General features: G+C 67.7%; 13 protein-coding genes. 9 read left to right on the top strand and 4 right to left on the bottom strand.

Features of this window, described 5'->3' with window-relative positions:
- Positions 1 to 30: 30 nt before the first annotated feature.
- Complete coding sequence (locus tag ACZ1I5_RS02680) at positions 31 to 588, bottom strand: CAP family protein (protein ID WP_465172200.1); 558 nt, start codon at positions 586 to 588, stop codon at positions 31 to 33.
- 50 nt (positions 589 to 638) lie between these two features.
- On the opposite strand from ACZ1I5_RS02680, the gene hemW reads away from it, so the two are divergent.
- On the top strand, positions 639 to 1,799 hold the full coding sequence (gene hemW, locus ACZ1I5_RS02675; protein WP_465172199.1) for a radical SAM family heme chaperone HemW: 1,161 nt from the start codon (positions 639 to 641) through the stop codon (positions 1,797 to 1,799).
- Positions 1,800 to 1,868: 69 nt separating this feature from the next.
- Here hemW and ACZ1I5_RS02670 read toward each other — a convergent pair whose 3' ends face one another.
- On the bottom strand, positions 1,869 to 3,056 hold the full coding sequence (locus tag ACZ1I5_RS02670; protein ID WP_465172198.1) for a penicillin-binding protein activator: 1,188 nt from the start codon (positions 3,054 to 3,056) through the stop codon (positions 1,869 to 1,871).
- 10 nt (positions 3,057 to 3,066) lie between these two features.
- On the opposite strand from ACZ1I5_RS02670, the gene rsmI reads away from it, so the two are divergent.
- From rsmI to ACZ1I5_RS02650, 4 genes are all read left to right on the top strand, one after another.
- On the top strand, positions 3,067 to 3,900 hold the full coding sequence (gene rsmI / locus ACZ1I5_RS02665) for a 16S rRNA (cytidine(1402)-2'-O)-methyltransferase (protein ID WP_465172197.1): 834 nt from the start codon (positions 3,067 to 3,069) through the stop codon (positions 3,898 to 3,900).
- Positions 3,901 to 4,079: 179 nt separating this feature from the next.
- The gene (locus ACZ1I5_RS02660; protein WP_465172196.1) at positions 4,080 to 4,433 is read left to right on the top strand and encodes a YraN family protein; all 354 of its coding nucleotides are present in this window, start codon (positions 4,080 to 4,082) and stop codon (positions 4,431 to 4,433) included.
- Between the two features lie 121 nt (positions 4,434 to 4,554).
- Positions 4,555 to 5,508: a glutathione synthase gene (gene gshB, locus ACZ1I5_RS02655; protein ID WP_465172195.1), complete on the top strand. Its 954-nt coding sequence runs from the start codon at positions 4,555 to 4,557 to the stop codon at positions 5,506 to 5,508.
- 34 nt (positions 5,509 to 5,542) lie between these two features.
- On the top strand, positions 5,543 to 6,142 hold the full coding sequence (locus tag ACZ1I5_RS02650) for a DedA family protein (RefSeq protein WP_465172194.1): 600 nt from the start codon (positions 5,543 to 5,545) through the stop codon (positions 6,140 to 6,142).
- A gap of 123 nt (positions 6,143 to 6,265) precedes the next feature.
- On the opposite strand, the gene ACZ1I5_RS02645 is transcribed toward ACZ1I5_RS02650, so the two are convergent.
- Entirely contained in the window at positions 6,266 to 7,180 is a 915-nt protein-coding gene (locus tag ACZ1I5_RS02645; protein WP_465172193.1) for a tyrosine recombinase XerC, read from the bottom strand.
- Positions 7,181 to 7,223: 43 nt separating this feature from the next.
- Here ACZ1I5_RS02645 and ACZ1I5_RS02640 point away from each other — a divergent pair, with 43 nt between their 5' ends.
- The 4 genes from ACZ1I5_RS02640 (at position 7,224) to ACZ1I5_RS02625 (ending at position 14,211) form a co-directional block, all read left to right on the top strand.
- Complete coding sequence (locus ACZ1I5_RS02640) at positions 7,224 to 9,392, top strand: primosomal protein N' (RefSeq protein WP_465173879.1); 2,169 nt, start codon at positions 7,224 to 7,226, stop codon at positions 9,390 to 9,392.
- 57 nt (positions 9,393 to 9,449) lie between these two features.
- Positions 9,450 to 11,009: a hypothetical protein gene (locus ACZ1I5_RS02635; RefSeq protein ID WP_465172192.1), complete on the top strand. Its 1,560-nt coding sequence runs from the start codon at positions 9,450 to 9,452 to the stop codon at positions 11,007 to 11,009.
- Positions 11,010 to 11,029: 20 nt separating this feature from the next.
- A complete protein-coding gene (locus ACZ1I5_RS02630; RefSeq protein WP_465172191.1) occupies positions 11,030 to 12,598 on the top strand; it encodes a hypothetical protein in 1,569 nt (522 codons plus the stop codon).
- 74 nt (positions 12,599 to 12,672) lie between these two features.
- Positions 12,673 to 14,211, top strand: coding sequence for a S1C family serine protease (locus ACZ1I5_RS02625; RefSeq protein ID WP_465172190.1), 1,539 nt, complete (start codon positions 12,673 to 12,675; stop codon positions 14,209 to 14,211).
- Here the strand turns inward: ACZ1I5_RS02625 and ACZ1I5_RS02620 are convergent.
- Positions 14,208 to 15,089, bottom strand: a complete 882-nt coding sequence (locus ACZ1I5_RS02620) for a lysostaphin resistance A-like protein (RefSeq protein WP_465172189.1) — start codon at positions 15,087 to 15,089, stop codon at positions 14,208 to 14,210. The two genes, ACZ1I5_RS02625 and ACZ1I5_RS02620, sit on opposite strands and share 4 nt — an antisense overlap.
- Positions 15,090 to 15,143 lie beyond the last annotated feature (54 nt).

Below are 15,143 nucleotides of genomic sequence, written 5' to 3'. Positions count from 1 at the left end.
GGTTTTCCTCTCCCGAAAGGGAGAGGAGTTTTATGTCGGCATTTGCCCCACGACATTCCCCGGCGGCGTGTATCGGCAGACCAGATAATCATCCGTCGCGTTACTCGCCGTCGCGCAGCCGAACTCGGTCGTGCCGCGCCAGATGATCTGGGTGTAGTGCGCCACGTCCTCCCACCGCCCGGTCACGCTGAAATCCGGCGTAGGCCCGCGGCGATAGTCGCGGCGCTCGTCGACCCAGTGGCCGGCCATCTCCTCGTAGCGATAGGCCCCGCGAGTGCCGGTCCAGAGATTCTCGCCCTCGGGCGCGGGGCCGCGCGGTTCCTTCGAATGCTCGAATCGCCCGGTCCGGGCGAGCTCGCGGGCATAGCGTTCGGCATCGACCGCCAGTGCCGGATTCCACACCAGCGGCGGCACTCCGGCGGCGGCGCGGGCGCGGTTATGTGCGTCGATCATCGCCTGGCGCATCAGCGCCTCGCCGCGCGGGGCCACGCCCGAAAAGCGGCGCTCCTCGATCACCCGTTCGCTCTGCGGCGGGGCGGCGGCGGAGCAGCCCGTCAGCAGCGCCAATGCCATCAGCAGAAACCGCATCTTTGCCTGCCTCTTTCCTGGCCTCGTTCGCACGATCATATGGGGGCCACATGAACGATCCCCAAACGCCACCGCTCGCGCTTTATGTCCATTGGCCGTTCTGCGTGTCGAAATGCCCTTATTGCGACTTCAACAGCCATGTCCGCGCCGAGGTCGATCAGGCCGCCTGGCGCGCCGCCCTGCTCGCCGACCTGCGCCATGAGGCGGCGGAACTGCCCGGCCGCACGCTCGGCTCGATCTTCTTCGGCGGCGGCACCCCCTCGCTGATGCCGCCAGAGACGGTCGCGGCGGTGATCGACGCGGCGGAACGGGCCTGGGGCTTCGCACCCGATGTCGAGATCACGCTCGAGGCCAACCCCTCCTCGGTCGAGGCGGCGCGCTTCGCCGATATCGCCGCGGCGGGGGTGAACCGGGTCTCGCTCGGGCTGCAGGCGCTCGACGACCAGGCACTGAAATTCCTCGGCCGTGCGCATGACCAGACCGAGGGGCTGGCCGCGCTCGACACCGCGCAGCGCGCCTTTGCCCGGGTGAGCTTCGACCTGATCTATGCCCGGCCCGACCAGCGGCTGGCCGACTGGGAAGCGGAGCTGACCCGGGCGATCGGCTTCGGCACCGAGCATCTGTCGCTCTACCAGCTCACCATCGAGCCCGGCACGCGCTTCGCCACTGAGGCCGCAGCGGGGCGGATCGTCATTCCCGATGGCGACAGCGCCGCGGACCTGTTCGAGGCGACGCGGGCGATCACCGCCGCGGCGGGTATCCCCGCCTATGAGATTTCCAACCACGCCCGCGCCGGCGCGGAGAGCCGGCACAACCTGACCTATTGGCGCTACCGCGACTATGCCGGGGTCGGGCCGGGCGCGCATGGCCGGCGCGGTGGGCTGGCCACGGTGCGCCGCAAGAAGCCCGAGAACTGGATGAGCGCGATCGAGCGCAACCAGCACGGCATGGAGAGCGAGGAGCCGCTCGCCCCGCATACCCGCGCGACCGAGGCGCTGCTGATGGGTCTGCGCCTGCGCGAGGGCGTCGATCTCGCCCGGATCGCGCGGCTGGGCGAGACCAGCGTCGAGGCGCTGATCCACTGGCCCGCCGCCATCCGGCTGCAGGACCAGGGCCTGCTTGTCCGCGACGGCGACCATCTGACCGTGACCGAGGCAGGCATGCTGCTACTCGATGCGATCCTGCCCGAGATCGTCAACGACGCCGCCTGAGCGCGCGACAATAGCACCGTTTGCCGGTTTCCTATCGTTCCGCGACGCTATGCCTGCGGACGACGCGACTCAGAAACCGGTCGGCGCCGGGGAGACGGTGACCGTGGTCCCGCCCCGGATCTCCTGTACCTCCAGCGCGCGTTCGGCGACGCTGTCGCGGCCGAAGCGGAACGGACCGTCGATGCCGGAGAACCCGCCCGGATCGCGCAGCCGCGCCTCGGGGAACGGGCTGCCGACCGTCCAGTCGCGCGCGATGCGCACCGTCAGCAGCACCGAATCATAGCCCAGGCTCGACAGGCGATAGGGTGCGGCGCCGAAGCGGGCGCGGTATTTGGCGGCATATTGGCGATAGAAAGTGTCCGACACGCTCGCGAACCACGCGCCGTTGAGCGCCGGCCGGGTCGTGATCGAGCTTTCCGAATTCCACAGATCGGTGCCGAGGACATGCGCCCCGCCCCCGCCATTGCGGCGAATGAGCGGCACCGCCGTCGCCGCGGATGCGCCGCTGTCGGCGATCAGCACCGCCTGATAGGGCGCGTTCTGCGCCAGGCGGCCGATCGCCCCGGTCAGCGATCCCGCGCCGCGATCATAGGTCTGAAGCGTGCGCACCTGGCCGCCGGCACCCTCGACCGCGCGCAGAAAGGCAGTCGACGCGCGTTCGCCATAAGTGCCGTTGGGAACGAGCCCGGCGAACTCCGTGACGCCCTGTCCCTTGGCATAGCGCACGACCCGGTCGATCGACTGGGCCGGGGCGTAGCCGATCAGATAGGCACCGTTGCCGGCCGCCGTGGTGTCGTTGGAATAGCTGATCACGGGCACGCCGGCCCGGCGCGCCAGCGGGGCCACCGCGCGAACGTCCTCGGCGAGCAGCGGGCCGAGGATCAGCCGGTTGCCGTCGGCCAGCGCGCGCTGGGCGGCGGCGGCGGCACCGCCATTGGTGTCATAGGTGGTGATGCGCACCTTCTCGTTCTTGCTGTCGAGCAAGGCGAGCTGGGTGGCGTTGGCGAGGCTCTGGCCGATGCCGGCATTGGTGCCGGTCAGCGGCACGAGCAGCGCGACGCGGTGGCGCGCGACGTCGGTCGGGATGCCCGCCTGCACCTGCCCGCTATCCTGCACCGGCCGCGGCGGCGGCGGCGCGGCCGGCCCCGGCCCGCGCGGCACTACCGACTGGCAGGCGCTCAGAAGCAACGCTCCCGCGATGAATGCTGCACGAAGAAGCTTCGCTCCCCGTTGCGGTATCGATAGGGCCTCTGCCATGACTGCTCCAATGAACGCCGAACTCGCGCCCGGTCTCTATATCGTTGCCACCCCGATCGGCAATCTTGGCGATCTGAGTCCGCGCGCCGCGCATATACTCTCGAACGCCGCGGTAGTTGCAGTCGAAGACTCGCGTGTGACGGCGGGCCTGCTGCGCCATATCGGGGTGAAGCGGCCAATGACACCCTATCATGATCATAATGCCGAGCATGTCCGCCCCGGCCTGATCGCGCGGATGGGCACCGAGGCGGTGGCGCTGGTGTCCGATGCGGGGACGCCGCTGATCTCCGATCCCGGCTACAAGCTGGTGCGCGATGCGCGCGCGGCCGGGCATCTGGTGGTGACGATCCCCGGCCCCTGCGCAGCGATCGCCGCGCTGACGCTCGCCGGGCTGCCGACCGACCGGTTCCTTTATTGCGGCTTCCTGCCGCCCAAGGCGCAGGCGCGCGCGACGGCGATCGCCGAGATCGGATCGGTGCGGGCGACGCTGGTGCTGTACGAATCCGGGCCGCGCCTGGGCGCGACCCTGGCGGCGCTGGCCGAGGGGCTGGGCGACCGCGAGGCAGCGGTGACGCGGGAGATCACCAAGAAGTTCGAGGAAGCGGTGACGGGCACCCTGTCGTCGCTCGCCGCGCGCTATGCCGATGCGCCGCCCCGCGGGGAGATCGTGGTGGTGGTGGCACCGCCCGGCGAGCCCGAAGCGGCAAGCGTGGACGATGCCGAGGCGGCATTGACCGAGGCGCTGACGCGGTTGCCCATGGCGAAGGCGGTCAGCGAGGTAGCGAAGAAGCTCGGCGTGGACCGCAAGGAGCTTTACGCGCGAGCGCTGGAGATGAAGGGGTGATGGGTGGCGCACTTCATTCCTCCCCCGGGAACCGGGGGAGGGGGACCATTCGCCTCTTCCGGCGAATGGTGGAGGGGGCTTGGAGCGCGGAACAGATGCACCGTGTGCCAAGCCCCCTCCACCACCGGCTGAAGAAGCGGGCGGTCCCCCTCCCCCGCTTCGCGAGGGAGGAATAAGGGGTGCGTGACCGCCGCGTTGCCGAAGCCGCAGGCCGTCGCGGCGAGCGTCTCGCCGGCTGGTGGCTCCGCCTCAAGGGCTGGCGCATCCTCGATCGCCGCGTGCGCACGCCGGCGGGCGAGGTCGATCTGGTCGCGCGGCGCGGCAACCTGGTCGCGTTCGTCGAGGTGAAGATGCGCAAGACCTCGGCCGAACTCGACTTCGCGATCGACGAGCGCCGCCTCTCGCGGGTCGCGGCAGCTGCGGAATACCTCATGCCGAAATATGCCGGCCCCGGAGACGACATCCGCGTCGACGTGATCCTGCTCGCCCCCGGCACGCGGCCGCGTCATATCGAGAATGCGTGGATCGGGTGACAACAGCCTGACCCGCGCCTACATCCCCGACCGTTCGGGCTGAGCTTGTCGAAGCCTTGCATTTTCTTCCTGAGAAGAAGGACAGTCCTTCGACAGGCTCAGGACGAACGGAGGTTGTTCGATGCCGCTTACCGTCGCCGTCCAGATGGACCCGCTTGATTCGATCAACATCGCGGGCGATTCGACCTTTGCGCTGATGCTGTCGGCGCAGGCGCGCGGGCACAGGCTGTTTCACTACACCGCCGAGGATCTGAACTATTCGGACGGGCGCGTCTGGACCAAGGCGCATCCAGTGACGGTGCAGCGCGTCGTCGGCAATCATTTCAGCTTCGGCGACCCGGTCAGCCTCGATCTCGGCAAGCAAGCCGATGTCGTGCTGATGCGGCAGGATCCGCCGTTTGATCTCGGCTATATCACCGCGACGCATCTGCTCGAGCGGATCGCGCATGAGACCCTGGTGGTGAACGACCCGGCCAATGTCCGCAACGCGCCCGAAAAAGTCTTCGTGCTCGACTATGCGCGCTTCATGCCGCCGACTTTGGTCACCCGTTCGCTCGACGAAGCGCGCGCCTTCCTCGCCACCCACGGCGAGATCGTGGTCAAGCCGCTGCACGGCAATGGCGGCAAGGCGATCTTCAAGGTCGGCAGCGACGGGGCGAACCTGTCGGCGCTGATCGAAGTGTTCAACACCGCGTACCGCGAGCCGCACATGATCCAGGAATTCCTCCCCGATGTGGCGAAGGGCGACAAGCGCATCGTGCTGGTCGACGGCGAGGTCGCGGGGGCGATCAACCGGGTGCCGGGCGCGGGCGAGATCCGGTCCAACCTGGCGGTCGGCGGATCGGCGGAGAAGACCGTGCTCACGCCCGAGGAGCAGGAAATCTGCGCAGTGCTCGGGCCGGAACTGAAGAAGCGCGGGTTGCTGTTCGTCGGCATCGACGTGATCGGCGGCAAATGGCTGACCGAAATCAACGTCACCTCGCCCACCGGCATCGTCGCGATCGAGCGGTTCGACGGGACCGATGTCGCCGGCCTGATCTGGGATGCGATCGAGGCGAAGGTCGGGCGTGCTTGATTCTCCCCTCCCGCTTGCGGGAGGGGGACAAGGCATGACCGAGTTCATCATCGATCTGACTGCCTGGGGCGGCTATTTCGGCATCTTCCTGCTGATGATCCTCGAGAATGTCTTCCCGCCGATCCCGTCCGAGGTGATCATGGGCTTGGGCGGCATCGCGGTGGCGCGCGGACAGATGGAGGCGCTGCCGCTGATCGCGGTCGGCACGGCGGGCACGGTCGTCGGCAATTATTTCTGGTACGCGCTGGGCCGGCGCTTCGGGTATCTCGGTTTGAAGCCCTGGGTCGACCGGCACGGCCGCTGGCTGACCGTGGACTGGCATGAGGTCGAGCGACTCCATGCCTTCTTCACGCGGCATGGCGAGTGGATCGTCTTCGTGTTCCGCTTCATGCCGGCCTTCCGCACGATCATCTCGCTGCCCGCCGGTATGACCTGCATGCCGCGCTGGCGCTTCCTGCTGTGGACGGCGGCGGGTAGCGCGATATGGAACTGCCTCCTGACCTGGGCCGGCTGGTATCTCGGCGCGAATTTCCATGCGCTGGACCGGTTCATCGGGCCGGGCGCGCTGGCGATCATGGTGGGGATCGTGCTGGTGTATGTGTGGCGCGTGTTTACGTGGAAGCCGCGGGGGTAGGACGGTTCGGAAACCCCACCTCCCCGTTCGTTTCGAGCGCAGTCGAGAAACGTTGATGGAGCGTTAGGCCCGGCTTCTCGACTTCGCTCGAAACGAACGGGAGAGAGGGGCCGGTGAAAGCCTCTAAGCCCGCGGATGGGCATTCCGGTACACGTCGAGCAGATGCGCCGCGTCGACCGCGGTGTAGATCTGGGTCGAGCTGAGGCTGGCATGGCCGAGCAATTCCTGCAGCGCGCGCAAGTCGGCACCCCGCCCCAGCAGATGCGTCGCGAAGCTGTGGCGCAGCGCATGGGGCGTGGTCCGTTCGGGCAGGCCGAGCCGGACCCGCGCCGCCTGGACCGAGCGGCGGACGATGGCGGGCGATAGCGGTCCGCCCTTGGCGCCGCGGAACAGTGCCGTATCGCGGGATATCGGCCAGGGGCAGGTCTGGAGATAGGCCTCGATCGCCTCGCGCACCTGGGGCAGCAGGGGCACGATCCGGGTCTTGTCGCGCTTGCCGGTGACGCTGAGCGTGGGGCCGAGCGGCAGCACCGCGCCGGTCAGACCGGTCGCCTCGCCGACGCGCAGGCCGGCGCCGTAGAGCAGCATCAGCACGGCCCAGTCGCGCGCGCCGATCCAGGGTTCGGCCGCATTCTCCTCGACATCCTCGGCCAGCGCGACCGCTTCGTCGGGCGAGATCGGGCGCGGCACGCCCTTCTTGACGCGCGGGCCCTTCACCCGGGGCGGCGCCCCTGCCCCGCCGGCAAAGACGAGGAAGGAACGCGCCGCCGACAATTCCCGCGCCGCGGATGCGTTGCCCAGTCCCTCGCCGCGGCGCAGCGCGAGATAGGCGCGCAGATCGGCGGCGCTGACCTTGCCGAGCGAGTCGCGCGAGACGGCACCGCCCCAATGGGTTTCGAGAAAGTGGATCAGCCGGTTGGCCGTCGCTTCGTACGCGCGGATCGTGTGGACCGATCGCCGCCGGTCGCGGCGGAGGTGATCGGCGAAATCGGGGGCGAGACCGGACATGGTCCGACCATAGCGCCGAACGAGCTTCATGCGGAAGCTTTGCGCGCGGCCGCCGAGCCGCCATATGGGCGCCGTGTCCCGCGCCCGTGTCCTCGTCATGAATTCAGCGCTCGGCCCGCTCGATTACCGAGTCCCGCATGGGATGACGGTCGAGCCGGGGTCGATCGTCGTTGCGCCGCTGGGCCCGCGCCAGTTGATTGGGGTGGTGTGGGAGCCGCAGACCATGCCATCCGATGCGGAAGTCGGCGACAACCGGCTGCGCAACCTGATCGGCGTGATGCCCGTGCCGCCGCTCGGCGCGCCGCTGCGCCGGCTGATCGAATGGACTGCGAATTATTATCTCGCCCCGCCCGCCTCGGTGGCGCGCATGGCGCTTGCCTCCACCTCGGCGCTGGAGGGCGGACGGACCGTCACCGAATATCGCGCGACCGGGCTGGTGCCCGACCGGCTGACGCCGCAACGCGAACAGGCGATCGAAAGGATCGGCGAGCGCCAGGGCCTGGTCCGTGAGCTGGCGCTGGCCGCTAACGTCTCCGACGCCGTGATCCGCGGGCTAGTGAAGACGGGCGCGCTGGAACCGGTCGAGGTCGATATCGACAGTCCCTTCCCCCTGCCCGATCCCGAACATGGCGTGCCGGCCCTGTCGCCCGACCAGCGCGCAGCGGCCAAGGTGCTGGTCGCCAATGTCGAGGCGGAAGCATTCCAGCCGACCCTGCTCGACGGGGTTACCGGCTCAGGCAAGACCGAGGTCTATTTCGAGGCGGTGGCCGCCGCGATCCGCGCCGGTCGGCAGACGCTCGTGCTGCTGCCCGAGATCGCGCTGACCGAGCCGTTCCTGCAGCGCTTCGCCGCGCGGTTCGGCGTGGCGCCGGTCGCCTGGCATTCGGGGCTGCGCCAGTCGCAACGGCGCCGCGCGTGGCGGGCGATCGCCAGCGGGCAGGCGCTGGTGACGGTGGGGGCGCGATCCTCCTTGTTCCTGCCCTATGCCAATCTCGGCCTGATCGTGGTCGACGAAGCGCATGAGACCAGCTTCAAGCAGGAAGAGGGCGTGCATTATCACGCGCGCGACGTGGCGGTGATGCGCGGGCTGTTCGAGAAATGCCCGGTGATCCTCGCCTCCGCCACGCCCGCGATCGAAACGCGGCAGCAGGTCGCGCTGGGCCGCTATGCCGAGCTGAAGCTGCCCGGGCGCTGGGGCGCAGCGGAGATGCCGGCGATCGAGGCGATCGACCTGATCGCCAACCCGCCCGAGCGCGGCCGCTGGATCGCGCCGGCGATCGTCAAGGGGATCCAGGAACGGCTCGAACGCGGCGAGCAGTCGCTGCTGTTCCTCAACCGGCGCGGCTATGCCCCACTGACCCTGTGCCGCACCTGCGGGCACCGCTTCCAATGCCCCAATTGCACGGCGTGGATGGTCGAGCACCGCCTGGTCGCGCGGCTCGCCTGCCATCATTGCGGGCATATCGAGCCAGTGCCGCGCGCCTGCCCGGAATGCGGCAACGCGGACACGCTGGTCGCGGTCGGGCCTGGCGTGGAGCGCATCGCCGACGAAGTGCGCGCGCTGTTCCCCGCGGCGAAGACCGCGATCGTCACCTCCGACACGATCTGGTCGCCGGCCAAGGCGGCGGAGTTCGTCCACCGCATGGAGGCGGGCGATATCGATATCGTGGTCGGAACGCAGCTGGTCACCAAGGGGTATCATTTCCCCAATCTGACGTTGGTCGGGGTGATCGATGCGGATCTCGGGCTGGGCGGGGGCGATTTGCGCGCGTCGGAACGGACCTTCCAGCAGATCATGCAGGTCGCGGGGCGCGCCGGGCGCGGCGAGAAGCCGGGCCATGTCTATATCCAGACCCACAGCCCCGACGCGCAGGTGATGCGCGCGCTGGTGACGGGCGATGCCGACGCCTTTTACGAAGCCGAGACCGAATCCCGCCGCGAGGCCGGCGCGCCGCCCTTCGGGCGCTTCGCCGGGATCGTGGTGTCGAGCGAGGACCAGGCGGCGGCGCAGGAGATCGCGACCTTGATCGGCCGCACCGCGCCGAAGCTGGAGGCAATGGAGGTGTACGGCCCCGCCCCGGCGCCGCTGGCGATGCTGCGCGGGCGGCACCGGTTCCGCCTGCTGGTCCATGCGCGGCGTGCGCTCGACGTGCAGGACGTGATCCGCGACTGGCTCGGCAAGCTCGACTGGCCGAGCAAGGTGCGTGTCGTGGTCGATGTCGATCCTTACAGCTTTCTCTAGGACTTACAGCGCGCTAGAAGGGCCTTCATGACCTTTCGAGGGATTGGGGGAACAAGGATGATTCGCAAAGTGATGGCGCCGCTGATGGCGCTCGCGTGCTGCCTGCCGGGCGCCGCCGAAGCAGCATGGCGCAAGGCCGAATCGACGCATTTCATCGTTTATAGCGAGGATGACGAGGCGACCATTCGCCGCCAGGCCGAGCGGCTGGAAAAGTTGAACCTGCTGCAGCGGGCGATGACCGGGCTCGACAAGAGCAAGGACAAGGCGGGGATGAAGGTGAAGGTCTTCGTCGTCCGCAGCTATTACGACGTCCAGCAGACCATGCCCTTCCCCAATCAGGTCGAGGGTGTGGCGGGATATTACGACGCCAGCCCGCGCGGGCCCTATTCGGTGATCAGCCGGCAGAGCGATGCCGGCCACGGCTTTCCATCGCAGCTCGTGCTGTTCCACGAACTGACCCACCACTTCATGTTCCAATATTACAACGTGGCGTATCCGCCCTGGTACGTCGAGGGATTTGCCGAATTCATCGGTGCCTCGAAGATCGACGACACGAACGAGGCGATCCTCGGCACGCTGTCGGAGAGCCGTTACTACACGTTGCGCAACGAGCTGTGGACGCCCGTCCAGGAAATTCTGGCGGCGCACAGTTATGACGACATGAAAGGCAATGTCGGCGCTCTCTACGCCGAGGGATGGCTGCTGACTCATTACCTGCAACTCGGCGGCAAGCGCGATGGGCAGCTCGCCAAATATCTCGCGAACATCAACGCGGGAATGTCCTTCGAGGATGCGGCCAAGGATGCCTTTGGCGATCTCGGAAAGCTCAACGCGGAACTCAGCGCCTACAGCAAGCGCAACCGGCTTCCCGCGACATACATCACGTTCAAGCCGATCTCGATTCCACCGATCACCGTGCAGGAGTTGCCGGCCGACCAGGCGGCGATGGTGATGGACGACCTGAAGCTCTATGCCGGCCTGTCGCGTCGCAATGTGAAGGCCTTCGCGGCGAAGGTCCGCGAGGATGCGACACGCGCGGGCGACACCGCCTGGACGTTGCGGCTGCGCGCGGAAGCAGACCGGCTCGCCGGAGACCGGACGGATTACGAGGCCTCGGTCGCGCGCTGGAACGCCCTCGCACCTGAGGATCCGCACGCCATGATGCACCAGGCGCTGGTCAGGATGGATGCCTTGCGTGAGGCCAAGTCGACCGACACGGCGGCCTGGACGGCTGCCCGGCGCATCATCGTCAACGCGGCGCGCAAGGCCGCAGACGATCCGGTCGTGCTAAAGGCCTATTTCGACAGCTTCGGCATGCAGGGCATCGCGCCCACCGCGGATGCGCATAACGCCCTTTACAGGGCGCTGGACATGGTGCCCGCGGCGAACGAACTGCGTTACCAGCTAGCGGCGAGTTTCGAGGCGCATGGCGACGTCAAGGACGCGATCAACGTGATCCGCCTCGCCGCCTTCAACGAGAAGGACAATCTGTCGGACAAGGAACGTGCGGAACGCGACAAGGATGAAGAGAAGTACCGCCTCGCCGGCACGCCGAAGCACGAGACGCCTCGCGACATGCTCGACCGGCTGCTGAAGAAGCAGGGTGACGCGAAGTGAAGCAACCATCGGGGGATCGCATGTTTCGCAGCGTCATTCTGGGCCTGGCCTGTCTCATTCCATCAGCCGCAAGCGCCGAGTGGCAGGAAGGCACGTCCGAGCATTTCATCGTCTATGCGGACGACAAACCGGCCGATGTGAAGGCCATGACCACCCGGCTCGAGCGGTTCGACCGCGCCGTCCGGGTCGCGCTGAACCTCAAGGAACGTCAGGTCGGGCCGAACGCGCGGGTTGTCGTGTTCGTCCTGCCGACGATGGCCGACGTACAGAAGATGCTGGGCGACAAGAATCGGAACGTCGGCGGCTATTATCGCCGTGAGATGCCATCGGGCCCCATCGCCTTCGTTCCGGCACAGAGCCCGTCGGATTCCGGCCAGACGCTGACGCCGCGCATGGTGCTCCAACACGAATATACGCATCACCTGATGTATTCGAACTGGGGCGATGTGGTCTTCCCGCAATGGTTCAGCGAAGGGTTTGCCGAGCTGTTCGCGACGGCGCGGGAGCGGGATGACGGCAGCGTCGTGATCGGTGCGGTTCCAGGCTATCGCAGCTACGGCATCGACCGCATGAACGACCTGCCCGTCGAAAAGCTGGTGGCCGGCGCGCCGGATTCCCACGACACCATGCAGACCCAGATTTTCTACGGGCGATCCTGGCTGCTGACCCATTTCCTGATGTTCGATCCGGACCGCGCGAAACAACTCGCCGCCTATATCGGCGCGATCAACACCGGAAAAACGCCTGCGGAAGCGGCCGCCCTGATCGGCGTTGCGCCGTCCCTCGACCTCAAGCTCAACGGCTATGGCGCGCGCAAGACACTTCCAGCCGCCACGCTCGCCGCCGCCAAGCTACCGATCGGCGAGGTTACGGTGCGCGCGCTTTCCCCGGGCGAGGCGGCAGTGATGCCGGCCAGGATGCGATCGCAGAACGGGGTCGACGCGAAGCTGGCCAAGGAAGTGCTCGTGCAGGCCCGGCAACTCGCCGCACCCTATCCGAATGATGCGGGCGCGCAGAACGCGCTGGCCGAGGCCGAACTCGACGCGGGCAATCTGGCCGAGGCCAATGCCGCAGCCGACCGCGCGCTGGCGGCCGATCCGAAATCGGTCCATGCGCTGATCTACAAGGGCAAGGCGCAGATGGCGATCGCCGAAAAGGCGCAGAACAAGGACCCCGCCGTCTGGACCACCGCTCGGCGGTGGTTCCTGGCCGCGAACAAGATCGATCCGCTCTATTCCTGGGCACCTCAGCTCTATTTCGAGAGCTTCGGCGAGGCGGGCCAGGGCGCGCCGAAGAGTGCGCGCGATGCGTTGCTCTATGCCTATAAACTGTCACCGCAGAATACCGTGCTGCGGCTGGAGGCCTCGCGGATATTCCTGCAGGACGGGATGACGAAGGAGGCGCGCGTCGCGATCGAGCCGATCGCCTTCAGCCCGCATGGCGGCGACCTAGCGGATCAGGCGAAGCGGGTAATCGCGGCACTCGACAGCGGCGGCACGGCTGCGGCGATCGCGGTGCTGCAGGCGGATAGCGCCAAGAAGAAGGAACCAGACGACGCCAAGGCGAAACCCGGCGACAAGAAAAGCTGAGTCGTGCGCGACGACGGTTCGTCGCGCGCATTTTCCCTGTCCCGGCGCGCCGGTTGATGTCAGAATCGCCGGCGATGCCGATCGCCCTTTTCCCCGCCGCCGTGCGCCGTGCCCTGTTCGGCGCGCTCGCGCTGCTCATTGCCCTAATAGCCCCCGCGCACGCCGACGACATCTCCGCCACCGGGCGCGGGGTGGTGCGGATCGTCACCATCGCGGTGGTCGATGACGAAGTGGTGGGCTTCGGCCATGGCAGCGGCTTTGCGATCACGCCCAACCGGATCGTGACCAATGCCCATGTCGTCGATCTGGCCAAGCGCTATCCCGACAATGTGGTGGTCGGCGTGGTGCCCTCGGAGGGCGCCAAGAGCTATGAGGGCAAGGTCATCGCGATCGATGCCGCGCGCGATCTCGCGCTGATCGAGTTCACCGGCACGAAGCTGCCGACGGTCGCGCTCTATAGCGGGCCGGTCGAGGAAGGCGCGCCGGTCACCGCGCTCGGCTATCCCGGCAATGTCGATCTAGCGACGGCGCGCTCGGCGGTCGATTATATCCATCCGCTGTCGCCGATCCGGTCCGAAGGCGTGTTCTCGGGCCGGCGCGTCATGTCGGGCGTCGACGTGCTGCTGCACACCGCGAACATCGCGCGGGGCAATTCGGGCGGGCCTTTGCTCGATCCGTGCGGTCGGGTGATCGGGGTCAATTCGTCCTTCGCCAAGGGCGAGGAAGGCGATTCGAGCTTCGGCTTCGCCATCGCCGATTCGGAGGTCGCGGCGTTCCTGCGCGAGGCCGGGCAGGACTATCCCGCGGTCGGCACGCCCTGCACCTCGATCCTCGACCGCGTGAAACAGGACAGCGAGGCCGATGCCCGCGCCAGTGCCGAAGCCGATGCGGCGACGCGTGAGGCCGCCGCCCAGGCCGCCGTCGCGCGCGAGCAGGCGCTGGGCAATGCGCGCGTCGCGGCCGAGCGGAATCGCGAGAACATCATGGCGCTGGCCGCCGTGCTGCTGGTCGCGGGCGCGCTCGCGATCGGCGGAGGCGGGTTGCTCGAGGTGCGGCGCAAACGGCGCGAAGCGATCTGGGCTGCTTCGGCCGGCGGGGTGCTGATGCTCGCGTCGGCGGTGGTGTTCTTCACCCGGCCGAGCGGCGAGGTTACGCTGCCGCCCGATGTCGCGCCGACCCAGGCGCCGGCGGTGTCCTCCACTGCCCCGCTGGGCAAGATGGTGTGCACCGTGGTGCCGGATCGCAGCCGGATCGTCTCCTCCTCGATCGACGACCTGACGATCGACTGGGGCAGCGCGGGCTGCATGAACGGGCGCACTCAATATGCCGAAAATGGCAGCAAATGGGACCGCATCCTGGTGCCTGACGAGGAACAGACCGTCTCCATCCTGCAGTTCGACCCGGCGGCGCGAGTCTATTCCAGCCAGCGCTATTTCCTGACCGCGGCGCAGATGGACTCGCTCCGGAAGATCAGGTCGCAGGTGACGATCAAGGCCTGCACCCCGGACGAGGCGGGGCGCGCCAATCTGGCGACTCAGCAGCGCGCGATCCGCACGCTGCTGCCGCCCTATCCCAACGAGAAGATCGTCTATTCCTGCAAGTCCGCCGGTTAGGGCTTCCTCATCCAGAAGGGCGGCACGATCCGGTTGCGGCGATAGGCGAGCACGAGCAGCGCCACGCCAAAGGCAGTGCAGACGATAACCGCCGGCAGCGACGCCTCGGCGCCGAAGGACCCGCCGGTCAGCAGGTCCGAGCCGCTGATGCGCGGGATCAGGATGCCGTCCTGCCTGAAGCCGGAAACGGCGATGCCGTAGATCCCGCCCTGCGAGAGGTTCCACGCCGCATGCAATCCGATCGCCGCCCATAGCCGGCGCGTCATCATATAGAGCGCGGCGAGCATGACGCCCGCCTCGAGCGCGATGGCGGAGCCCGCCAGCAACGACGCGTTGGGATTGCCGAGATGCAGCGCACCGAACAGCGCGGCGGACAGGATCAGCGCGATCCAGCTGCCCAGCCAGGATTCGAGCAGCCGGAAGAAGATACCGCGCAGCATGATCTCCTCGGTCACGCCCGAGGTGATCGAAATGGCGAGCACCGGCAGCAGCACCGCCGCGGGATGCTGGCCGATCACTTCATAGCCGCCGGCCGCCGCGATGATGCCCACCACCACCGAGAAGAGCAGGAAACCGCCGAGCAGGCCGGCGCCGAGTTCCTTCGCCCAGCCGTTCAACGCGAATTCGGCAACGACCGGCCGGCGTTCGACCAGCCGCACGAACGCGCAGTAGAAAGCGATGAAGATCGCCGCGACGAGGATCGCGACGAGCACCGCAAGCAAATCATTCTTGGCGTGCGGGATGGCGCGGCTGACCAAGGTTGCGGTCATGCCTGCCCCGATCATGAAGGCGATGCCGATGACCAGCAGCACCAGCGGAAAATGCACGATGCGCCACACCAGGCTGTTCGGCGGCGTGACAGGCTTGATCGGTTCCATGAGTTCCCCCCCTCGATGATCGAGGGAGCCTAACGGGCATCGCCGCCCGACGCA

It is taken from the genome of Sphingomonas sp. BL-S-30 (assembly GCF_055521475.1).
This window is presented reverse-complemented; position numbering and strand designations above follow the sequence as displayed.